Raw genomic sequence first — 23,345 nt, 5'->3', positions numbered from 1 at the left:
GCATGTGTAGTGACTTGAAAGTGTTAGTTCCTACACATCATCATCATTCACATTCTAACATGTGGGCGATACCCTCAATTACTCTTAATACTAAAGCATAAACTACCAACTACAATTCCCACAGAAAGCAAGTTTTCGTCTATTCTTGTTGTAATCTTCCACGATAAGGATGCCCTTCACATTGAAAGACTCACCATGGCCTTTACTCGTTGTACTGTTAATCGTCACTTTTAAAGTGAATTTTTTATTCTTATACCAAAAAACATCTTTCTTATTGGCCACAAGAGTAAACTCTTCAAGATGACGATTAACCATCATGTAAGCTGTGGTCGCAAGATCGTTCACCATAATGTAGCCTTTATTTCGCACTTTGCCTGGATACTTATAAAAAACACAACAACCACCATCTATCTCTGATGGTATAGAGTCGAAGCTTCCTATTTCAATGCTGACATCCGATTTTACCTCTGCAAAAGATGTGAGAGAATATAGTATTGAAAGACAAGTAATTATAGATAACTTTAAAGTGTTCATTTCTATCTGTTTTTAATCTCACTTTGGCATGGCCTTGGATAACTTTTATTCATTTTATCCTCTGAATAATAAGCTGACTCCCCACATCGCAAATATTCCGCTAATTGTGAAAACTACAGAGCCGATGCAGAACGCCCATGTTATCCGATTCCATTTCTTATGCCATTGCTCATCTTCTTTCTCAAATTGCTTAAAGTATTTCAGATAACGGTCTTTTGAAAAAACGGCCCTATATGCAGGGATATAACACAAACCGATAGGCAGTGCGATTATTGTCATTGCTACAATTAGATTCACACCCCCAAACATACCATCTGGGATTCCCAGTAAAACAAATGACAAGAATATAGAATAACCAGAATAGAAATACCCAAACCAATGGTGGGCGAAGCCTATAGACACCCCTCCATCCTTCTCATACATATAATCCCACAATTCTTTCTCATTCTTTCTCTCATCCACTTTCTTATTGTAGAAGTTCTCAAAAGAAAAAAGAACGGATAAATAGTGCATTATCCGCAACACACCTTTATCGACTTTTTTCATTGACCATATTTCTTTTAGATACATGCAATCACTAATGTCCCGTTAAGGTGGGCTAATCGCTCTTTGAATTAATTGAAATACAGTCTATTAGGTGGTGTTTTGAAATGAAACGGACTTGATTTCGTAACTTTGCAGTCAAATTTAAATGACTGTTATGTTCCAAGACAAATACGTTTTTGCCCAGCTCACCGCTTTTTTGAACAGAACTCAGTTTAACAACTATGTTCGCAAGTATGATGGAAACCGCTATGTGAAGCATTTCACTTGTTGGAATCAGTTGCTTGCTATGATGTTTGGTCAACTGAGTAATCGAGAGAGTTTGCGAGATTTGATAGTTGCTTTTGAAGCACATAGAGCAAAGCAATACCATCTTGGATTAGGGCGTAAGCCTATTGCGAAAACGACATTTGCTTCAGCCAATCAGAATCGTGACTACCGTATCTTTGAAGACTTTGCTTTCTATATGATGGAGCAAGCCAGAAAGAAACGGGTAACGGATGTCTTCAAGTTGAAAGGCAATGTGTATGCCTTCGACTCAACGACAATTCCTTTGTGTTTGTCAGTCTTCTGGTGGGCAAAGTTCCGTAAGAAGAAGGGAGGGATAAAAGCACATGTGTTATATGACCTCGAATCTCAGGTTCCTGCTTTCTTCCATATCTCTACAGCATCCATTTACGACTCAAATTCCATGAAGGAAATTCCTTATGAATCAGGTTCTTACTATGTATTCGACCGTGGATATAATGCATTCAAGGAACTTTTCAAAATACATCAGCATGAATCGTTCTTTGTTGTGCGAGCCAAGAAGAATCTGCAATACAAATGCTGTAAATGGAGACGCAGGTTGCCAAAGAATATATTGACAGATGCTGTAATTGAATTCATTGAATACAATTCATACCGAAAGTATCCAGAGAAACTCAGACTCGTCAAATTCTATGATGAAGAACAAGACAGGGAGTTTGCTTTCCTAACCAATGCCTTTCATCTTACAGCACCTGAAATCGCCAATCTTTACAAGAATAGATGGCAGATAGAGCTGTTCTTCAAATGGCTAAAGCAGCACCTCAAGATCAAGAAGTTTTGGGGTACTACAGAGAATGCTGTGAGAATCCAAATTTCATCGGCAATCATAGCCTATTGCCTTGTTGCTATCGTACAACATGATTTTCAACTTAAGCGATCGACTTATGAGGTTCTTCAGATTCTAAGTATTTCGCTTATGGATAAGACACCACTCGTAGATCTCTTCGAAAGGACTGATTTCAATAATGTCAAAGAACTCGATTGTCCCCTCTTTCCGGGGTTATTTGATTAATATTTAACTGGTCCCGATTTTAACGGGACACTAATGACATGCAATAATGAACCGCATTCAAAAAATATTCAAATTTCTTATTCATAATTATACCATTATCTTCCATATATCATATCAACAGAACTTGTTGCAAGCCATCCACCACCATATGTCCCAAGGTCGTCACAATATTGACTTTACCCATTGTAATGCGGATCACATTGAACTCTCGGGATTGTGAGGGACGTAAGTGAAGAAGAACATAACTTCAACTCTTCTTTTTTTCATGTTCCTCATCACATGTCATCAAGTGTAATGGGAATTTCTATCGGGGTGATTTTCACTTTCTTTTTCGCCCACCTCTCAGCCTTTTGGGCCGACTTCTCAGATAGTCGGCCATTGAGGTATTGCTCGATGATGAGAGAGGCCATCGGTGCAGCCAAATCAGCACCGAAACCACCATTCTCAACATATACGCTCACAGCGATGCGAGGCAAATCTTTTGGGGCGAAACCCATAAAGGTAGAATGGTCATCCCCCTTGTTTTCAGCGGTTCCGGTCTTGCCACATATTTCATATTGATGAGCGTTGATGGCGTGTGCCGTGCCTCCTTTGACGGCTGCTCGCATGCCTTTGATGACAACGTCAATAGCTTCGGGCGTGGCCATGCAGTGGTGTCGGGTGGTATCAACGGCGTGCCCGGAGGCGTTTTCGTGAATATGGGGAGTGATGTAATAACCGCGATTGCCGACCATTGCGGCCAAATTGCAGAGTTGCAAGGGCGTGGCTTTTACTTCCCCCTGCCCCATTCCTACCCACATAATGGTGGTTCCATTCCATTTCCTGTGCAGGTTTTGCAGATAAGCCGAATCAGGAATCAATCCACGGTCTTCATTTTCCAAATCAATGCCAAGCGATACGCCCAGTCCCATGCTGTGCATGTAGTCGGCCCACCGATTGATAGCGGCGGATGGTGATGGATACAGCTGCCGGTTGTCGATTGTTTCTTGGAACGATTTGCAAAAAAATGCGTTACACGACTGCCCAATGGCTTGAATCATTGCCAGCGGCGTGCGATGTGGATGACAGCCAATACGAATGCCATTAAACGAGAAACCGCGTTGACAAGCATACGTCTTCTTCGTGTCTATGGCTCCTTCTGACAGCATGAACAAGGCTTGAGCCACCTTGAAAGTGGATCCGGGCGAATAAGATGTGGATATGGCACGATTGACGCCATCGTCCAATTTATCGTTACTAACCAGCGCAAGCACTCGCCCCGTAGCTGGCTCGATGGCCACAATACTGCCCTGCTTGTTTTGCAACAGGCGTTTCGCCAGGCGCTGTAGCGATTGATTTATCGTCAGCTTTTCTACACTTGTACTCTCTTGGGTAAACCCATGGAGGGGAAAAACGACCATAAAAAAAGCGAAAAGTATCTGGAAAATAGTTCGTATCATCGTTTAGTTCAACTCGTTGAATTTTCAGGCAAAGATAATAAAAATTATCGACCGCCGCAGCAATTTTTCTTAAAATGCTAGAACGACATCAAACCTTCCTCATCTGGCGAAAGCGGTACGATTACGGCATCTTCCCAGAGAGGAATCTCCATGATATTAAAGTGCCGCTTTAAAGTCATTGAATTTACGCCTCATAGTCAATGACTTTACCGTTTAAACTTCATGAGTTTGGTGCGTAAACTCCATGAGTTTGAAAAGACAGCATAACGCGGTGACTATCAACACCTTATTTCAGGGAACATTTACTCTAAAATGAAGTAATACCCGTCAATCATCAGCAGCGTATTTTTCGTGGCAAAACAGAACCGTTTTCAGCACTGGCTCATGATGCAGATGAATCATTTGCGTTTTTTTTAAGCTGTCCGGTTCTTTTTTCAAAAAATAAAATTGTACCTTTGCTTCTGCTAATGGATAGGTCGCTATCTTTTCTGGTAATGCGGCCTGCCCTGCCCTAACTAAACTTTAACTTAACGATATGCTCATGAAAAGATATGCCCTGATCTCCGTGCTGCTTGTTTTCTTCACTTACCAAGCTTGGGCCACAGAGAATCTCACGCAATATGTAAACCCGTTTTTGGGTACGGCCACCCTATGGACCCAACAAGATCTTCAATATGAGAGGAAACGAGAAACCCGCACATGGGGAGGCGAAACTTTCCCAGGGGCGTCATTGCCACATGCCATGGTACAACTCACACCGGTAACCATGTATCGAAGTGGAGCCGGTTATCAGTATGAAGACAAACAGATTTATGGATTTGCACACACCTGTAAAGGCCACTGGAATTTGCTGCATCTGCCCTTATTGCCGACGAATGCAGAACGGGTGAACGCCGACGACTTTGCATCACCCTTCTCGCACCACAACGAGAGTGCCCACCCAGGCTACTATCAAGTGTACCTCGAACGCTATGGAATCAATGCTGAATTGACCTCTACCCTGCGATGCGGCTACCACAAATACACGTTCAAACCGGGAGACCGCAAGCGACTGATTGCCGACATGACGCGCACCAACAACCACGTTCGCGAATGGGCAATCGAAAAGGTTGGTGAGCATTCGTTCTCTGGTTATCAGCATGCGGATGGTAAAATATATTTCTATGCTATATCCAATTATGCAGTCGACCACATCGGACAGCTGCAAGGAAGAAACCACACCGTTTCGGTAGTTGACTTTAAGAATTCGACCACCCAGCAGCCGTTGGAGCTCAAAATAGGCTTCTCGTTTGTAAGCGTAGCAGGTGCCAAAGCCAATTTGGAAGCCGAAATGCGACAAAAAGATTTCGCGCAAGTGAGAAATGAGGCCGACCAGACCTGGGAGGCGCTGCTCAACAAGATTCAGGTGACAGGCGGTACGAAGCGGCAAAAACAATTGTTCTACTCCTGTCTGTACCGCTCATGCTTATGGCCTTGCCTTAGAAGCGACGTGAACAAAGACTATACAGATGCACGAGGAAACACGGTAAACAATGGATTTCACTACTACACCAACCCATCGTTTTGGGACGATTATCGCAACAAGCTGGTGTTGATAGGACTGGTAGAGCCAAAGATTACCGTCGACATCTTACGTTCGCTCATTGACGAAGGCGAGAAGCGCAACGGTTACATGCCCACTTTCTTCCATGGCGACCATGCCTCGACCTTTGTTGCCGGCAGTTATCGGCGGGGCTTACGCGGATTTGACCTCAACCGTGCCTATCAGCTTATCTTGAAAAACGCCACGGTGCCAGGCAGAGGCGGAAGACCTTATCTGGATGAATACCTCAAACAAGGCTGGGTTGCAGAGAAGGACACAACCCAGGTTCCTTACTACGACGAATACAAGGCGGCCGTCACCAAGACCTTGGAATATGCGTACGATGACTATGCAACGGCGCAGGTGGCTAAAATACTGGGTGACACCAAGAACTACAAACTGCTGATGAAGCATTCACAAAACTACAAGAATGTATTCGACCCATCCACGGGGTTCTTTAGAGGAAGGATTGCCGACGGCTCATTCATCAAGGAGTTTGACCCTTATTATCCATACTTTGCGTACATGTACCGTGAATCCAATGCATGGAACAACCTGTTTTTCGCACCCCATGACATACCGGGCATCATCCGTTTGTATCCTAACAAGAAAACAATAGAAAAGAAGTTGGACAAGATGTTTTCGGAACCATGGCGGGGATACGAAGTTGAGAATCTAACTGGCTTCATCGGTAACTATTGCCATGGCAACCAACCTGGCCACAGCATACCCTACATGTACTATTTTGTGGGACGCCAAGACAAGGCACAGTGTGTTTTAGACAGCATCATGAACCACTATTACGATATGGGTGAAGACCGTTTGGCCTTGGCCGGCATGGATGATGCGGGGGAAATGTCCTCCTGGTTTGTCTTCAATGCAATGGGGCTCTACACCCTATCGCCAGCCGACCCCGAATACATTGTAACCGTACCTTTGTTCGACCAAGTAAAACTGAAATTGAACAATGGCAAGACGTTCACCATACGCAAGCAGGGAAAAGGCAATAAAATCAAACGCATTGAATATGGCGGTAAACGATTGAAAGGATGGTTTATTCAAGATGCAGCCCTTCAACAAGGTCGTGAGCTGACGATAGTGACTGCACCCGGAGATTGTCAAAAATAAAAGTTAAATATTAATTATCTATCAAATTACAAAAATGAAACATGCATTATTAACATTACTTTTGCTGATTTCGGTAAGCCTGTCAGCAAAAACCATTAGAGTGTTGGCCATTGGAAACAGTTTTTCCGAAGACGCCGTTGAACAGTATCTTTACGAACTTTGCGCCGAGAACGGCGACCAACTGATTATTGGAAATGCCTACCGAGGCGGACAAGGGCTTGAATCGCACTGGAAAGTAGTAGTGAACCAAGAGCCGGCTTTCAGCTACAGGAAGATTGTAAAAGGCAAAAAAACAACATCTGAGAAGCGCACGCTTACCTCCATCGTCATTGATGAAGAGTGGGATATCATCACCTTTCAGCAAGTAAGTCACGACGCTGGTTTGTATCGCACCTACGAACCTTTTCAGACAAACCTCATCCGATACGTCAAAGCAATTGCGACGAACAAGAATCCGCGCATAGGTTTTCACATGACGTGGGCTTATCCTCAATATTCAAAACACGGAGGATTCAAGAGTTACAACAATGACCAAATGACCATGTACAACGCCATTTGCGATGCCGTTCGTCAAAACTTGGAGCATCATCCCGACATCCATTTCGTCATTCCTTCTGGTACGGCTGTGCAAAACGCTCGCGCCACCTACCTTGGCGATCACCTCAACCGCGACGGTTTTCACTTGGATTTGGGCTTAGGTCGCTACATCGCCGCATGTACATGGGCAGAAGCACTGACGGGGAAAAGCTGTGTAGGCAAGAAGTTTCGCCCCGCAAAAGTAACGGCCAAAGATGCGTTGACTGCACAAAAAGCCGCACATGCCGCTGTAAAAACCCCATACAAGTTGGCAGAATAGCAACGACTGGCTGGTGTAATTTATCAGCCAGTTGCACCAAAATTGTAGATAAAAATGATTACCTTTGCACCCAAATCATAAATAGTTAAGGTAAAGAACATGATAACAGTTTCAAATCTTGCCATCCAATTCGGCAAGAGAGTGCTCTACAAGGACGTCAACATCAAATTCACGCGCGGAAACATCTATGGGATTATAGGTGCCAACGGTGCAGGGAAATCAACATTATTGAAAGCCATCAGCGGCGAATTAGAGCCAAACAAAGGGACCATTGAACTGGGACCAGGTGAGCGTTTGTCGGTACTCGAACAAGATCACTTCAAATATGATGAATTCAAGGTGATGGACACCGTGTTGATGGGTCACGAGCCTTTGTGGAACAACATGAAAGAGCGCGAAGCCCTTTACGGCAAAGCCGAGATGACGGAAGAAGATGGGAATCGCGCAGCAGATTTGGAACTGAAGTTCGCAGAAATGAACGGATGGGAAGCTGAGAGCAATGCAGCCCAGCTTTTGCAGAATCTTGGCATCAAAGAAGACTTGCACAACAAGCAGATGGCAGAGCTGTCGAACAACGAGAAAGTGCGTGTCATGCTGGCAAGAGCCTTGTTTGGCAATCCAGAAAACTTATTGCTTGACGAGCCTACCAACGACTTGGACCTTGACTCGGTGCAGTGGTTGGAAGAGTATTTGAGCAACGTAGAGCAAACGGTGTTGGTGGTTAGTCACGACCGTCACTTCCTGGATGCCGTCAGCACACAGACTGTTGACATCGATTTTGGTAAAGTAACGGTATTCTCTGGCAACTATTCGTTCTGGTATGAGAGTTCTCAGCTGGCATTGCGTCAGGCTCAGAATCAAAAGATGAAAGCCGAAGAGAAGCGCAAGCAGCTGGAAGAGTTTATCAGACGGTTCTCTGCCAATGTGGCAAAAAGTAAGCAAACCACCTCTCGCAAGAAGATGTTGGAGCGACTGAACGTGGAGGAAATTCGTCCGTCGAGTAGAAAATATCCTGGAATTATCTTCCAAATGGATCGAGAACCAGGCAATCAGATTCTGGAAGTTGAAGGACTGAAAGCGGTAGACACCGATGGAACGGTACTTTTTGACAACGTCAGCTTTAATGTAGAAAAAGATGAGAAGATTGTTTTCTTGAGCCATAATCCCAAGGCCATGACAGCGCTCTTCGAAATCATCAACGGCAATCGACAGGCTGATGCGGGAACTTACAAATGGGGCGTGACCATCACCACCGCCTATCTCCCACTCGACAACGCCGAATATTTCAACTCAAAGCTAAATCTTGTGGACTGGCTCAGCCAGTTTGGGACGGGCAACGAGGTGGTTATGAAAGGCTATTTAGGACGCATGCTGTTCTCTGGCGAGGAGGTATTGAAAGAGGTCAACGTGCTGTCGGGCGGTGAAAAAATGCGCTGCATGATTGCTCGCATGCAACTGAAAAATGCCAACTGCCTGATATTAGACACACCAACCAACCACCTGGACTTGGAGAGTATCCAGGCGTTTAACAACAACCTCGTATCGTTTAAGGGCAACATTCTGTTCTCTAGTCATGACCATGAATTCATTCAGACAGTAGCCAATCGCATCATCGAATTGACACCGAGTGGCACTATAGACAAACTAATGGAATACGACGAGTATATCTACGATGAGCAAATCAAAGAACTGAAAGAAAAGATGTATAATGCTTGAGAAAGAATGGTGTGCTTTCTATAGCAGTATCTCACAAAGACAAAACAGCTTGACAAGTAATTGAAACTTGGCAAGCTTTTTGCTATGATATAACAGAAGAATTATCAATTATTAGGAAAATGAGCAATAAAAATAAATTGAAGCACCAAGCGAAAGAAGACATTCTCAAAAATCAAGAAGGTGATGTAGACACACAAGCTACAGTAGACAATGAAGCGAACGCCGAAGTTTCAGAGAAACAGAAAGAAACTGAAGAAGTAGAAGATACTTCAGAAACTAAAGAAGATCCGCTTCAGAAGGCACAAGCCGAGCTTGATGAACTGAAAGACAAATATCTACGCACTGTTGCAGAGTTCGAAAATTACAAAAAGCGCACGCAAAAAGAGAAAGCTGAATTGATTTTCAATGGTAGCGAAAAAACGGTTTCGGCCATTCTGCCCATCCTTGATGACATGGAAAGAGCAGCAGCAAATTCAGCAAACACAGAGGATATCCAGGCATTGGAAGAGGGTTGGGAGTTGATTTTCAAGAAACTTCAAACCACATTAGAGGGCTTAGGCGTCAAGAAAATCGAGACAAAGGACAAAGATTTTGATGTAGATTTTCATGAGGCCGTTGCCATGGTTCCTGGTGTGGAAGAAGACAAAAAAGGAAAAGTAGTTGACTGCGTACAAACAGGATACACCCTCAACGAAAAGGTCATCAGACATGCCAAAGTGGCTGTAGGCCAGTAAACGAGGAACAGTGTATATAAGAGAGTATATATAGGATTAAATAAATGGCAAAACGTGATTACTATGAAGTGCTTGGCATTAACAAGAACGCTTCAGAAGACGAAATAAAGAAAGCTTACCGCAAACTAGCTATCAAATATCACCCCGACCGCAATCCCGACAGCAAGGAAGCTGAAGAGAAGTTCAAGGAAGCAGCCGAGGCCTATGACGTATTGCATGATCCACAAAAGAGACAACAGTACGATCAGTTTGGCTTTAACGCTCCCGGTGCAGGGGGCTTTGGAGGATTCGGAGAAACAGGCGGATTCTCCATGGACGACATATTCTCTATGTTCGGTGATGTATTTGGCGGACATGGAGGTTTTGGTGGATTCAGTGGATTTGGTGGCGAAGGCAGTAGGCAACGACCTCAATACAGAGGTTCAGACCTGCGGCTGAAAGTGAAACTCTCGCTACAAGAAATTGCGACCGGAGTTACCAAAAAGTTCAAAGTAAAAAAGGATGTTACCTGTACGCACTGTCATGGTAGCGGTGCAGAAAACGGAAGTAAGTCAGAGACCTGCCCTACCTGTCACGGAAGTGGCGTTGTAGTCAAGACGGTAAGAACCATGCTGGGCATGATGCAAACACAAACGGAATGTCCAACCTGTCACGGAGAAGGCACCGTCATCAAAGACAAATGCCATCAGTGTCATGGCACCGGAGTGGTAAAAGGCGAGGAAATCGTTGAGATTAAAATACCGGCAGGCGTGGCAGAAGGCATGGTCGTGAACGTTCCGGGCAAGGGTAACGCAGGCCAACGAAACGGTATCAGCGGGAATATCCAGGTGTACATCGAAGAAGAGGAAAACGATACTTTCATTCGTGATGGTCAGGACATCGTTTACAACCTGCTGCTTGACTTCCCAACTGCGGCCCTCGGAGGAGACGTAGAGATACCCACACTGGAAGGAACGCGGGTTAGAATCAAGATTGATGCTGGTACACAACCTGGGAAGACATTGCGCCTGAGAGGCAAGGGATTGCCCGCCGTGCAAGGATATGGCAGCGGAAAAGGTGACTTGGTGGTGCACATCAGCGTCTTCGTACCAAAGACTTTGAGTCGTGAGGAAAAGAACATGCTGGAGAATTTGCGCAACAATGATAATTTCAAAGGCGACAATGTGACCAAACGGTCTATCTTCAAGAAGTTCAGAAATTATTTTGATTAAGTTAAACTCGCAGTTGATGGCTATCATCAACTGCATTTTTTATCGTTTAAGATGACATACGAAGAAACGATTGATTACCTTTTTCACGCAACCCCTGTGTTTGAAAATGTGGGCGCATCGGCCTACAAAGAAGGCTTAACAAACACATTGGCATTGGATGAGCATTTTAATCATCCACACAGACAATATAAGACCATTCATGTAGCAGGCACCAATGGCAAGGGATCGTGCTCGCATACATTAGCCTCGATTCTGCAAGCAGAAGGGTATAAAGTAGGACTTTACACCTCTCCTCACCTCATTGATTTCAGGGAACGCATACGCGTCAACGGCAAATGCATCGACCAAGAACGCGTTATCAGATTTGTAGAAGAAGAAAGAAGTTTCTTTGAACCCCTTCATCCCTCATTCTTTGAACTGACAACAGCACTGGCATTTACATATTTTGCAGAGCAGAAAATCGATGTTGCGGTTATAGAAGTGGGACTGGGAGGTAGGCTCGATTGTACCAATATCATCACCCCTTTCCTATCCATCATTACCAACATCAGTCTGGATCATACCCAGTTTCTGGGTAACACGCTGCCATTAATCGCCAAAGAAAAAGCCGGCATCATCAAAAACCACATTCCAGTGGTGGTGGGTGAGACAACGGCAGAGACGAAAAACGTGTTTGAAGAAGTTGCAAACCAACATGAAGCTCCCCTTATTTTCGCTGAAGATAACAATGAAATCATCGCCTCCAGGTATGATAATGCGTTGCAAGAAAGAATCTATAAAACGCAGTCGTTCGGAGAAATTCATGGTGACTTGATGGGAAATTATCAAGACAAAAACACCAACACCGTCTTGAATGCAGTGAAAGTGCTGAAGAACTACGACCTCATCAAGTTGTCAGACAACAGTATTCACCAAGGCTTCAAACAGGTTTCGACCACCACCGGACTGCTGGGAAGATGGCAATGCATTCAAAAGTCGCCGGCAACCTATTGTGACACGGGACACAATGTTGGCGGATGGACCTATCTGAGCCAACAATTGGCGCAACAAGATTGTGCGCAAATGAGAATCGTATTCGGTATGGTGGACGATAAAGACCTGTCGACTATCATGCAAATGTTGCCCCAGAATGCACAATACTATTGGACACAACCTGCATGTCAACGCGCTTTTCCTGTTGAAAAAGTAGCACAATTAGGGCGTGAAAACCATCTTCATGGAAAAGCGTTCCCAACCGTGAAGGATGCATACCAAGCAGCCATGCATGACGCAGATGCGCAGGATTTCATTTTCATCGGTGGAAGTAGTTATGTGGTAGCCGATTTATTGACCTTTCTCAAACAATGATACTTTAATAGATTTTAACACCAAAAGTCAATGTTTTTCCTGACTTCGTCATCGTGTCACCCAAAAATCTTCGTCAAAGAGTTTAGCTATTCTCTGATGTCTTGCCATCAGCATAGTCTGCGTATAAACCTCCTTGTTCAGAGGTAGCTTGATTTGTATCGTTGTAATGGTCTTTGCCAATGCAAGCACCTTGTCTATGCTCATCTTAATCTCTGAGACTTTCAACATACGCTCCAATTCCTTGTATACTTTCAAAGCCACGAAGCAGATGCATATATGAGCCTCGATTCGTTTGCGCGTAAAGTGAAACATGGGACGTATCTCTATCTTTGATTTGGCTATGCGGAAGGCTCGTTCCACATGCCAAAGGTTGTGATATGCCGTGTATCACTACTGTCCACGAAAACCCTTTAACATTTCAAAAAGTAACAAATTGATAGTTACCCATCAAAATTGAGGCAGAGCTGCAGGTTTTTTCCTTCAGTAAATTCTTCCTCTTTCTGTTCAATGAGCAAGTCACACAATGGCATTTTTGTCAACAATGCCGTGCTTAAAATTCTTAGAACATCATAGGTTTGAAGCTTTAGCCCCATACATTCTTGTACGATAACGACAAGACAATATGCAATGATAGCTGCATAGATTTGTATTTTTACAGCATTCTCCGAGGTTCCATAAAACTCTTTGATGCGCAGATGTTGCTTCAGCCATTTGAAGAACAGTTCTACTCTCCATCTGTATTTGTAAAGCATAGCAACCTGTTCCGCTGTAATTTCAAAATTGTTCGTGTAAAATACAAATGTCCTATTACCATCATAGTCATAGAATACCACTCGTCGAAGTTTATTTGGATATTGCTTCTTAGTCTTGTATCCCTTGAAACGTATAATTTGGTCAGCCATAATTCCAGATGAAGGGTTGTTGTATTCTTTATCCTCTATGACCTCAAACGGCATTTTATGCTTCTCTCTCACGACAAAGTAAGCTTCTGCTCCTTCTATTATATAAAGTTTCCTAGTTGCCATATACGCTCTGTCAAATATATAGAAACTCTCTTTCTCATAGGGAATTAGCTCCATCACTTGAGAATCGTGAACTGAAGCGTCTGTAATGACAGAAAATGTCGGAATGTCTGTCTTCACGTCATACAGTTCATGCAATTTCACTCCTCCTTTCCCATGATGCAGTTTAGTCCACCAGTATACAGAAAGGCACAATGATATTGTTGAGGAGTCAAACGCATAGACATTGTTCGATATGAAGAAGTCCTTGACGACTCCTCGTTTCTCTCTTGCTATGGAAACCATCTTGTCTGCAAACTCTTGGAATATCTTGACTTCGCGTATTTCATTGGCCTTGCTCAAATTGCTTCTACTGACATTCTTTCCAAAACCAAGATGGTGGAACGCTGACTTGAACGGAGTGATGGTTACAATAAGGTCTCGTAATCCCTCACGATTAGACAACTGACCAAATAGAAGAACCATCAGATGATTCCAACAAGTGAAACTCTTCACATATTTATTACCTTCATACTTTTTTATCAACCATTTGAAATGGTCTGTCGGCAGAAAGTCGCACAGCTGTGAAAATACGTATCGACCTTTGTTCATAAGTATCTGCTTTCAAATTGTAATTTGTGGCAAAGATACTCTTTTCAAAAAGTAGGGAGTCTATTTTATCTCCTACAAGCTTGTATTTATAGGCGTTTCAAGAGATTATTAAAAGATTTTCGTGGACAGTAGTGGCCGTGTATATGTCCTGTATTGGTATATCCGTATTGGTGAGATATCCCTTTAGGCCGTCCCATTTGGAGTCGTCGGCAACACGGTCATAATTGATGGCGACTTTCACTTCACCATCCATGGATAAGAACTTATTGTAACCTCTCTTGTTGATGTTGCCTTTCGTGAGCGCACCATGCTTGTAAGCCTTTTCCAACCTGCGTATTCCCTTTTCCCGGTTATAGGCATCTTTCTTAGCACGGTCATCTGTATAGCCGACCAAGAGACGACGTCCGCCTCCTTTGTCATATTCAACCATCTGGCAGTCGCGCTTGGGCTGTTCCAGTATCCAGTTCTTGACCTCTTGACTTTCATTCTTTATCTTCGCACCTATTATATACTTGTAGCCGTGCGATTCAAGTTCCGCTATGTTGGCATTGTTCATCAGACCAGAATCTGCCACTACAACGAAGTTTTCCAATCCGTATTTGCTTACAAACTCGTTTATCGTCGGCAGCATCGTATGACCCTCATATTTGTTGCCTTCATGGATGCAATAGGCAAGCGGATAGCCACCAAGGCTGACAAGCAGTCCAAGTATGATTTGAGGATTACTGTGACGTCCCTCTTTCGAGAAACCTGTCTTGCGTAATTCGTCCTCATAATCCGCTTCAAAGTAAAGTGTGGTAACATCATAGAATAACACACCGATATTTCCACCGAACAGTTTAGCTGTATGTTGCACGCTTATGTCCTGTACGATTTCGTGCTGATGGTCGCTAAGCTTGTCAAGATAGCGATAGATTTTTGAGAGATCCATATCTTCGTCAAAGTGGTTTTTAAGGTATTCCACCGTGGCAGCTTTGCTTGTTGGATATGCCAAACGAGCCTTAACAAGCTTGCGGAATACATCATCGTCAATCCGATTGAAACCAATCCTGTCAAACGTGCGGTCTAATATCAAGTCGCATCCGTTGAGAAAGATATTGCTGACATTGGACAGGACACGGCGGACTTCTTCACGCTCATGGTCACAGGCCTCACGTTCCTCGCCGAATAGATCAAGCTGGGGCTGGCGGCGTGAATTCTCTCTGGAAATCCATTCTTTTGCTTCAATGACAAGATTTTCAACCTCACCTTCATTATAGGCTACTCCAATTGTGGCAAGTTCCTTCATTTTGCCTCCAATTTTCTCAACAACGATAACTCCGATATTGCCAGATGGATATTTCTTTTTGCGGACAAACATAGTTAAAATATCTTTCGTGTCACCCAATATTAGATGACACAAAGATACAAAATAGTGTTTATCAACCAGTTATAAAATACATGTTTTTTGAGTGACGAAGTCAGGACGCAGATGCGCAGGATTTCATTTTCATCGGTGGAAGTAGTTATGTGGTAGCCGATTTATTGACCTTTCTCAAACAATGATACTTTAATAGATTTTAACACCAAAAGTCAATGTTTTTTTATGACTTAAGTTTGTCATATTCATTTTTTTTCAGTTACTTTGCAAAAGCATCAAGTAACTAAAAACTTATTTTTATGACGAACACAACAGAAACAGAAAACCTCTGTGGATTGAAGTCCAAGGATTTTCAAACCACCATCGACGGAAAAAATACAGATCTTTATATTCTCAAAAATAATGTTGGAAACGAAGTAGCCATCACCAACTACGGTGGTGCCATCGTTGCCATCATGGTTCCTGACAAAGAGGGCAAACTCGCCAACGTCATTCAAGGTCACGACAACATCCAGGATGTCATTGATTCACCTGAACCTTACCTGTCTACTTTGATTGGCCGATATGGTAATCGCATCGCAAAAGGTAAATTTCATTTGCATGGCAAGGAATATAACTTGCCCATCAACAATGGTCCAAATTGCCTTCATGGTGGCAACAAAGGGTTCAATGCCCGAGTTTGGGATGCCCTTCAGATGGACGATCAAACCCTGGTTCTTAAATATGTAAGCCCTTATGGCGAAGAAGGCTTTTCAGGAGAATTAAGGACAACGGTTGTGTATTCGTTCAATGATGATAACGAACTGTCGATAGAATACATGTCGACCACCAATAAAAAGACAATTATCAACCTCACCAGCCATGGCTTTTTCTCACTGCCAGGCATCGCAAATCCTACTCCTACAATAGAAAACCAGATTTGCGAAATCAATGCAGATTATTATATTCCAATCGATGATACCTCCATTCCCACGGGTGAAATTCGATTTGTAGAAGGAACACCATTTGACTTCCGTCAGCCTAAGTCCATCGGTCAAGACATAGAAGCAGACGACGTGCAAATTAAAAATGGTGCCGGATATGATCATTGCTTCGTGTTGAACAAGAAAGAAGAAGGTGAACTAAGCTTTGCAGCCAGATTGACCGATCCAACGAGCGGTCGCATCATGGAAGTGTATACCACCGAACCAGGCGTACAATTGTACACTGACAACTGGGCAGACGGATACAAAGGGCAGCATGGTGCCACTTTCCCACGCCGCAGTGCCGTGTGTTTCGAGGCGCAACATTTCCCTGATTCACCTAACCATCCTTATTTCCCATCAGTGGTATTGAAACCTAACCAAGAATATAAGCAAAAGACTGTTTATAAGTTTTATACACAGAAATAATCCAGGAAGAAATATCTAAAATAACTAATAAAAAAATCTTTCAACAAAAAATGGAACAACAGACTAACAAAAATGGCGTCATTGTTGCGATTATCTCAATGATGTTCCTCTTTGCTATGATTTCATTCGTAACCAACCTTGCAGCACCATTCGGAAATATTTGGGGTAAAACCTACTCTTGGGCTGGTATGGTTGGTAACTTAATGAACTTCCTGGCTTATCTTTTCATGGGAATCCCAGCAGGCAAGATGCTTGTGAAATACGGTTACAAGAAAACTGCACTGATTGCTATCGCAATCGGTTTCATCGGTTTGTTTGTACAGTATTTATCAAGTACGTTTGGCGGAAGCAGTGAGATGTTCAGCGTTCAGGGACAACCAGTTATGCTCAACTTCATCGTCTATTTGTTAGGTGCGTTCATTTGCGGATTCTGTGTATGTATGTTAAACACGGTGGTGAACCCCATGTTGAACCTTCTTGGCGGAGGCGGTAACCGTGGAAACCAACTCATCCAAACAGGAGGAACATTAAACTCACTCGCAGCAACACTCACCCCGTTCTTTGTTGGTGTGCTCATTGGTCAAGTTACGGACAAAACCAGCATGACTGACGTTACCCCCTTGCTTTGGGTAGCCATGGGCGTGTTTGCCGTTACCTTCCTGATTATTTCATTCGTAGCCATTCCAGAACCACAGTCAACCGCCCCAGGCGTTAAGTCTGAATACAGTCCATGGAACTTCCGTCACTTCATCCTCGGCGTGATTGCCATTTTCTTCTATGTGGGAATTGAAGTGGGTATTCCAGCTGAATTGAATTTCTACATCACCAAGCTCGATTTCCCTGGTGCGGCAGCCGTAGCTGGTGGTATCGTAGCCATCTATTGGTTGTTGATGCTCGTTGGCCGTTTCGTCAGCAGTTTCATCAGTGGTAAAGTATCTTCACGTACACAGATGATTTTCACCTCATCCTTGGCCATCATCCTTTTATTGGTTGCCATTGTGCTCCCCGAGAGTTCTGCCGTGTCATTCCGTGGCTCTGAAGTTCCTATCAAGTGCTTCTTCATCATTTCATGTGGTATCTGTACCTCAATCATGTGGGGCTGTATCTTCAACTTAGCGACAGAAGGTCTGGGTAAATACACGGCCGCAGCGTCAGGTATCTTTATGATGATGGTTGTTGGTGGTGGTGTGATGCCATTCATCCAAGACCAAATTGCAACCAGCCTCAACGATTACATTGCCAGCTACTGGCTTGTTATAGCCATGCTCGCATACCTACTCTACTACGCTCTGGTAGGCTGCAAGAATGTGAACAAAGACATTCCTGTAGAATAATAAGCAACAAAGAATGCTGAATGCTTATCCCAGATAAGTACATTCAGCATTTTTTATGATAAAACAATTTTTAGATTATAAACCCCTAAACCCTATTAATTATGATGGACATAGATCATGTAAGAAGTCGTTTCATCAAGCACTTTGATGGCAAAACAGGAAATATTTATTTCTCACCAGGTCGTATTAATTTGATTGGCGAACATACAGATTATAACGGTGGATTCGTATTTCCAGGCGCAGTAGACAAGGGAATCATGGCTGAAGTTCGCCCCAATGGCACCAATACGGTCATGTGCTACGCTATAGATATGAAAGACCGTGTAGAGTTTAAGGTAGACGATCCCGAAGGTCCCCGCACCAGTTGGGCACGCTACATCTACGGCATGGTGCAAGAAATGAAGAAACTCGGCGTCGACGTAAAAGGCTTCAACACCGCTTTCTCTGGCGATGTGCCCTTAGGTGCTGGTATGTCTTCATCGGCAGCATTGGAAAGCTGTTTCGCCTTTGCCTTGAATGATTTGTTTGGTGATAACAAAGTGTCTAAATGGGACATGGCTTTGGCAGGACAAGCTACAGAGCACAAGTATGTAGGCGTTAACTGCGGTATCATGGATCAGTTTGCCAGTGTCTTCGGACAAGAGGGTAAGCTCATGCGCCTCGACTGCCGTAGTCGCGAGTTCGAATACTTCCCATTCAACCCAGAGGGCTACAGACTCATGCTCGTCAACTCATGCGTGAAACACGAATTAGTTGGTTCGCCATACAACGACCGTCGCAAATCTTGCGAGAATGTCGTTAAACACATTGCAGCCAAGTACCCCAATGAGAAATTTGAAACCCTGCGCGACTGCACATGGGAGCAATTAGAAGCCGTGAAAGCCGAAGTTGGTGAGGAAGATTACAACCGCGCCCGCTTCGTTCTGGGTGAGAAAGACCGCGTGCTGGCCGTATGCGATGCATTGGAAGCTGGCGACTACGAGACGGTGGGTAAGAAGATGTACGAGACCCATGAAGGTCTGAGCAAGGACTATGAGGTATCTTGCGAAGAGCTTGATTTCCTCAATGACGTTGCCAAAGAGAACGGCGTTACAGGCAGTCGTATCATGGGCGGTGGCTTCGGTGGCTGCACCATCAACCTGGTGAAGGATGAAATTCATGACAAGTTCGTGGCCGATGTCACAGAAAAATATCTTGCTAAATTTGGCAAGAAACCTGAAATCTATGACGTAGTCATCAGCCAGGGCTCTCACAAAGTATGCTAATTGATAGCAAAGAAAGATATCTGTTATCAACATTGTGATAACAGGTATCTTTTTGTTTTTACTCATTCATAACAAATATTACCAAAAACATTCAAGATGAAACTAACTAAAGGATTATTCGTGGGCGCAGCATTTGCCATGGCACTGTTTACGGGTTGCTCGTCCAGTGACAGCAGTAAGTTAACTGTTTCAGGCTTAGACCCTGCCAAGTTCGACACAACACTCAACGAAAAGCCAGTTAAGCTGTTCGTTTTAAAGAACAGCAATGACATGGAAGTTTGCGTCACAAACTTTGGTGCACGCGTCGTGTCAATCTGCGTACCCAACAAAGCCGGTGTTGCTACCGATGTAGTGCTAGGATATGACAACATTGCGCAGTATGCCGATTCTGTCAATAACGCCAGCGATTTCGGCGCAGCCATTGGTCGTTACGCCAACCGCATCAATCAGGGTCAAATCACTGTTGCAGGAAAGAAGATTCAATTGCCACGCAACAACTTTGGACACTGTCTGCATGGTGGTCCCTCAGGCTGGCAATATTCTGTATACGAAGGTAACCAGTTGAACGACTCAACGCTACAGCTTGTCTTGCATTCTCCTGACGGTGACAACAACTTCCCTGGCAATGTAACGGCAACAGTTACCTACACGGTAACCAGCGACAACACCCTGGACATGAAGTTTGAGGCTACCACCGACGAAGAAACCGTCATCAACATGACGAATCACTCGTACTTCAACCTCTCTGGCGATCCCTCAAAGGCCGGCACCAACATGGTTCTTTATGTCAATGCCGACAACTATACACCCTGCGACAGTACCTTTATGACAACAGGAGAAATCAAACCAGTTTATGGCACACCCATGGACTTCACCAAGCGTCACGCACTGTATGAAACCATCGGGGACACTACCTTCACACAACTCAAATATGGCAGAGGGTATGACCACAACTATGTGCTGAACACCTACAAGGACGGTAAGGGTGACGACACCAAGGTAGCTGCCAGCCTATACTCTCCCGAGTCGGGCATCTATATGGAAGTGTACACCAACGAACCAGGTATACAGGTTTATTCTGGCAACTTCCTTTCTGGCAGTGTCATCGGCAAAAAGGGCATCGCCTATCCACAGCGTGCCTCAGTTTGTTTGGAGACCCAGAAATTCCCTGATTCTCCAAACAAGAAAGACTGGCCTTCACCTTACCTCAAGCCAGGTGAGAAATATTTCAGTCACGTTGCCTATAAGTTTAGTGTAAGATAAACCCCGCTGCGGCAACAATGTTCCGCATCAACGCTATCAAGTAGGAGATAAACGCCCATCATGGAGGTTTGTCTCCTACTTTTTTCATTACCGCCATCAACAGTTTCTTACTTTCGATATAACATTTTAAGGGTCGGCTCGGTCGTAATCATCTATATCGAAATGGCATCTCTCAAAGAGAATCCGTCAAGTACGTATTATTAAAGATTCAGCCGAGAAGGATGCAAAGGAAGTTTAAATGGCAGATTAAAAATATAATTTATGTTATAAAAACGCCCTGTATAGACCAGAAAACTTGCACGGATGAAATATTTTACTACCTTTGCATTGTGTTTTTCATGGTATTAGATTATTAAGGTTAATGAAGATTGGTTGTCGTGAGACAATCAATTTTTTTTGATAGTTCACGTTGTCAGGTTACACGGACGACAGCACGCCTTCGGGAGTCCATTCTGTGAAGGCAAAGCATTTGTTTTAAAAAGTAAGACAATGATTTAATTGTCCGCTTATTTCAGAATTTTCTTTCCATCCAAGATGTATATCCCCTTTGGCAGGGCATCGAGTTTGGTTCCCACGAACTGTCCATTGAGATTATAAATTTTGAAAGGCTGGCGAGTGTTGGGCTTGGCCTCAAGCTGTTTGATACCAGTTTCCTGCTTGTTCGTAGGTCCTATCACCTTTACGTCATCCAAGAAAAAGCGGTTGTAAGGTATAAATTGGATGGTCGTCGCTCCGGTTCCCGTGAAAGGAACCTTGATGGTAGTCCACTTCCCTCTTTCCAATGTAAAGACGCCCAACGGCGAGTCGTTGATGTACACATCCAACGTGTTAACATCTTTTCCAAAAGGTGCAGCCACGAAGATGAGTGTGTCTTTACCGTGCGCAACAAATTCGGGTGACAACACGGTGCCATTTTTTGACGATGTGCCAAACTTCGCACATCGGTCGCCACCGTATGCGGCACCTGATGGCACGTTCCAGCCTTCCATATCCGTCATGAAATCATTCATGCTTCGGGCCACTTGCCCGCTAAACTTGCCGTCATTTCCACCCGTTCCCTTACACTGGTCAAATGTTTCGTGGAATAAAATGCCGTCAGACGGCGTCTGATTCGGTTTTGTTGAGGCAGCAACCACCTTGAAACGAAAAGAAATGGTTCCGTCATCATTTCTTGTTATCTCATTCACGTCCTTATTCATGAAATAGGTTCCCCACCTATTCGCATTGAACAAACGGGCCGCAGGCTTAGAATTGGCTGTCAGACTGTCATTGGCCTTATATGGATAGGCATCGCCTGCAATCTCTGAGGCACTATAATTTCCCCACATGTCGAGGTAAACATCTGAATTGTCGGCATGAAAAATAGTACATCTTTGATGATCTTTCTGACTGTTCACAGTATTGTCGGCCCATGTCTTGGCATCAAAATCAACATGAAGAATCAGCAATCCTTCTCCACCAAGTCCTGCATCCCAACCTGTTTTTTGCCTATTTTCCAACAGGTAATATTCATTTCTATTGTTTTCGTTGTAAATAACATAGGCCTCACCCTGTTCACTGAGCGGCTTCATGTTCGTGACAGTGAGGTCGCTGGTTAGCTCTATTGGATTCAACCAACCTAAATAAGTGCGCTCATAACTGGTATAACCAGCTGGAACGAAGCCATCAACGTTGTAACTTCCTTGATCCATCACATCCCATGAAAACATGCCATAAGCCTCGCCATTAAGCGTGTCATACATGTCAGGCAGCCCCAACACATGCGAAAACTCATGACAGATGGTTCCGATACCTTCGATTTGTGTTCGTGAAGACAATTCAGGACCACAGGCATAAGTATCGATTGTCACCTGATCCAAGTTAAAATCAAAGTTGGATTCAGACAGTTCCGCCTGGTGTGGCCACACGCGCTTGGAATCTTGTCCTTCTGCTGAATTTTCACCTTGACCGGCATACAACACGTAAAGCGCATCCACTTTCCCATCATGATCCCAATCGTAATCTTTGAAATCCACCTCTGCATCTGCACCCATGCAAGCCTCTTGTATCATTTCGTGCGGTCGGACATCGTAACCTTCACGGTCGTTGGCACCATAGTAAGCATAACCTTTCTTCATGCGTATGGGGCCTACGACATCAAAAGTTAAATCAAATTTACCCCTGCTCTGGTCTAAGAAATAATCTCTTACACTTCCTCTAAATCCCAATTCGTGAACAAATCCCAACTTATTGGTTATCTGTTGATAAAGCTCTTTTGTATGCGTTTCGTTGAATTTGGCGTCCTCAAAATCCACCAAAATCATCAAACCTTTTTTCTTTCCTTCGTAGCCAGCGTGCTTTTCGCCCAAGGAAACACGTGTCTTTGCCTGTCTACGAGCTGCTAATCTGCATCTTTTTGCAGCAGCTTTTCTTGCTAAGGTTGTGAAATCGGCAGGTCGATAAGCTTGAAGTTGTTCGTCAAAAACGTATTTCTGACCATCTTCTGCCTCCATGTAATGCAAGTGTTCATCGCCTTTGAACATCGCTTTTACCTCTACTCCACGCGCAAGACGAATGACTTTCCATCCGCTCTTTTTGACTGGTATGGCGACAATCCACGGCGTCATCCATATAAATAATAAAATGGAGAATAATCTTTTCATGCCATATTTTCTATTTGATGACAAAAATAATGAAAAGATTTTTAAAATCATTGTGAAGATTCAAAT

16 protein-coding genes and 2 pseudogenes are annotated in these 23,345 nt (G+C 43.8%); 11 read left to right on the top strand and 7 right to left on the bottom strand.

What is annotated here, in order from left to right; translation table 11 throughout:
* Positions 1-102: 102 nt before the first annotated feature.
* Both NQ518_RS01405 and NQ518_RS01400 read right to left on the bottom strand, forming a co-directional pair.
* Positions 103-534, bottom strand: a complete 432-nt coding sequence (locus NQ518_RS01405) for a hypothetical protein (protein WP_227208558.1) — start codon at positions 532-534, stop codon at positions 103-105.
* Positions 535-588: 54 nt separating this feature from the next.
* Positions 589-1,080, bottom strand: a complete 492-nt coding sequence (locus tag NQ518_RS01400) for a hypothetical protein (RefSeq protein WP_227208556.1) — start codon at positions 1,078-1,080, stop codon at positions 589-591.
* Between the two features lie 154 nt (positions 1,081-1,234).
* Here NQ518_RS01400 and NQ518_RS01395 point away from each other — a divergent pair, with 154 nt between their 5' ends.
* A complete protein-coding gene (locus tag NQ518_RS01395) occupies positions 1,235-2,398 on the top strand; it encodes an IS4 family transposase (protein ID WP_227208633.1) in 1,164 nt (387 codons plus the stop codon).
* Positions 2,399-2,673: 275 nt separating this feature from the next.
* Here the strand turns inward: NQ518_RS01395 and NQ518_RS01390 are convergent, their stop codons facing one another.
* Positions 2,674-3,837 (bottom strand): penicillin-binding transpeptidase domain-containing protein, encoded by a 1,164-nt coding sequence (locus tag NQ518_RS01390; protein ID WP_227207939.1) that lies wholly within the window; start codon positions 3,835-3,837, stop codon positions 2,674-2,676.
* A 541-nt stretch (positions 3,838-4,378) separates the two neighbouring features.
* Here NQ518_RS01390 and NQ518_RS01385 point away from each other — a divergent pair.
* The 6 genes from NQ518_RS01385 to NQ518_RS01360 all read left to right on the top strand — a co-directional run bounded on the left by NQ518_RS01385 (position 4,379) and on the right by NQ518_RS01360 (position 12,411).
* The gene (locus NQ518_RS01385) at positions 4,379-6,547 is read left to right on the top strand and encodes a GH92 family glycosyl hydrolase (protein ID WP_227207937.1); all 2,169 of its coding nucleotides are present in this window, start codon (positions 4,379-4,381) and stop codon (positions 6,545-6,547) included.
* A 34-nt stretch (positions 6,548-6,581) separates the two neighbouring features.
* The gene (locus tag NQ518_RS01380; RefSeq protein WP_227207935.1) at positions 6,582-7,403 is read left to right on the top strand and encodes a DUF4886 domain-containing protein; all 822 of its coding nucleotides are present in this window, start codon (positions 6,582-6,584) and stop codon (positions 7,401-7,403) included.
* Positions 7,404-7,502: 99 nt separating this feature from the next.
* The gene (locus NQ518_RS01375; protein ID WP_004349502.1) at positions 7,503-9,119 is read left to right on the top strand and encodes an ABC-F family ATP-binding cassette domain-containing protein; all 1,617 of its coding nucleotides are present in this window, start codon (positions 7,503-7,505) and stop codon (positions 9,117-9,119) included.
* A 119-nt stretch (positions 9,120-9,238) separates the two neighbouring features.
* Positions 9,239-9,853 (top strand): nucleotide exchange factor GrpE, encoded by a 615-nt coding sequence (locus tag NQ518_RS01370; RefSeq protein ID WP_227961057.1) that lies wholly within the window; start codon positions 9,239-9,241, stop codon positions 9,851-9,853.
* 44 nt (positions 9,854-9,897) lie between these two features.
* Positions 9,898-11,064 (top strand): molecular chaperone DnaJ, encoded by a 1,167-nt coding sequence (dnaJ, locus tag NQ518_RS01365; RefSeq protein WP_227961059.1) that lies wholly within the window; start codon positions 9,898-9,900, stop codon positions 11,062-11,064.
* Between the two features lie 51 nt (positions 11,065-11,115).
* Positions 11,116-12,411 (top strand): bifunctional folylpolyglutamate synthase/dihydrofolate synthase, encoded by a 1,296-nt coding sequence (locus tag NQ518_RS01360; RefSeq protein ID WP_227961061.1) that lies wholly within the window; start codon positions 11,116-11,118, stop codon positions 12,409-12,411.
* A gap of 48 nt (positions 12,412-12,459) precedes the next feature.
* Here NQ518_RS01360 and NQ518_RS01355 read toward each other — a convergent pair.
* From NQ518_RS01355 to NQ518_RS01345, 3 genes and pseudogenes are all read right to left on the bottom strand, one after another.
* Positions 12,460-12,798, bottom strand: a pseudogene (locus NQ518_RS01355) (IS1634 family transposase); the annotation flags it as partial.
* A gap of 53 nt (positions 12,799-12,851) precedes the next feature.
* Positions 12,852-14,024 (bottom strand): IS4 family transposase, encoded by a 1,173-nt coding sequence (locus tag NQ518_RS01350; RefSeq protein ID WP_227208630.1) that lies wholly within the window; start codon positions 14,022-14,024, stop codon positions 12,852-12,854.
* A 133-nt stretch (positions 14,025-14,157) separates the two neighbouring features.
* Positions 14,158-15,384, bottom strand: a pseudogene (locus tag NQ518_RS01345) (IS1634 family transposase); the annotation flags it as partial.
* A gap of 299 nt (positions 15,385-15,683) precedes the next feature.
* Between NQ518_RS01345 and NQ518_RS01340 the strand changes: the two are divergent.
* From NQ518_RS01340 to NQ518_RS01325, 4 genes are all read left to right on the top strand, one after another.
* Positions 15,684-16,775 carry an aldose epimerase family protein gene (locus NQ518_RS01340; RefSeq protein ID WP_227961064.1) on the top strand — a complete coding sequence of 364 codons (1,092 nt, stop codon included), beginning with the start codon at positions 15,684-15,686 and terminating at the stop codon, positions 16,773-16,775.
* 50 nt (positions 16,776-16,825) lie between these two features.
* Positions 16,826-18,109, top strand: coding sequence for an MFS transporter (locus tag NQ518_RS01335; RefSeq protein ID WP_227961066.1), 1,284 nt, complete (start codon positions 16,826-16,828; stop codon positions 18,107-18,109).
* Between the two features lie 104 nt (positions 18,110-18,213).
* Positions 18,214-19,374, top strand: coding sequence for a galactokinase (galK, locus tag NQ518_RS01330; protein ID WP_004349510.1), 1,161 nt, complete (start codon positions 18,214-18,216; stop codon positions 19,372-19,374).
* Between the two features lie 96 nt (positions 19,375-19,470).
* Positions 19,471-20,637 carry an aldose epimerase family protein gene (locus NQ518_RS01325; protein ID WP_374211127.1) on the top strand — a complete coding sequence of 389 codons (1,167 nt, stop codon included), beginning with the start codon at positions 19,471-19,473 and terminating at the stop codon, positions 20,635-20,637.
* Between the two features lie 506 nt (positions 20,638-21,143).
* Here the strand turns inward: NQ518_RS01325 and NQ518_RS01320 are convergent.
* Positions 21,144-23,279: a M6 family metalloprotease domain-containing protein gene (locus NQ518_RS01320; RefSeq protein ID WP_227961068.1), complete on the bottom strand. Its 2,136-nt coding sequence runs from the start codon at positions 23,277-23,279 to the stop codon at positions 21,144-21,146.
* Between the last annotated feature and the right edge of the window lie 66 nt (positions 23,280-23,345).

It is taken from the genome of Hoylesella buccalis ATCC 35310, assembly GCF_025151385.1.
In the GTDB taxonomy this organism is placed as follows: Bacteria; Bacteroidota; Bacteroidia; order Bacteroidales; family Bacteroidaceae; genus Prevotella; species Prevotella buccalis.
Note: the sequence above shows the minus strand (reverse complement) of the source record. Positions and strands in the feature narration are given on the sequence as shown.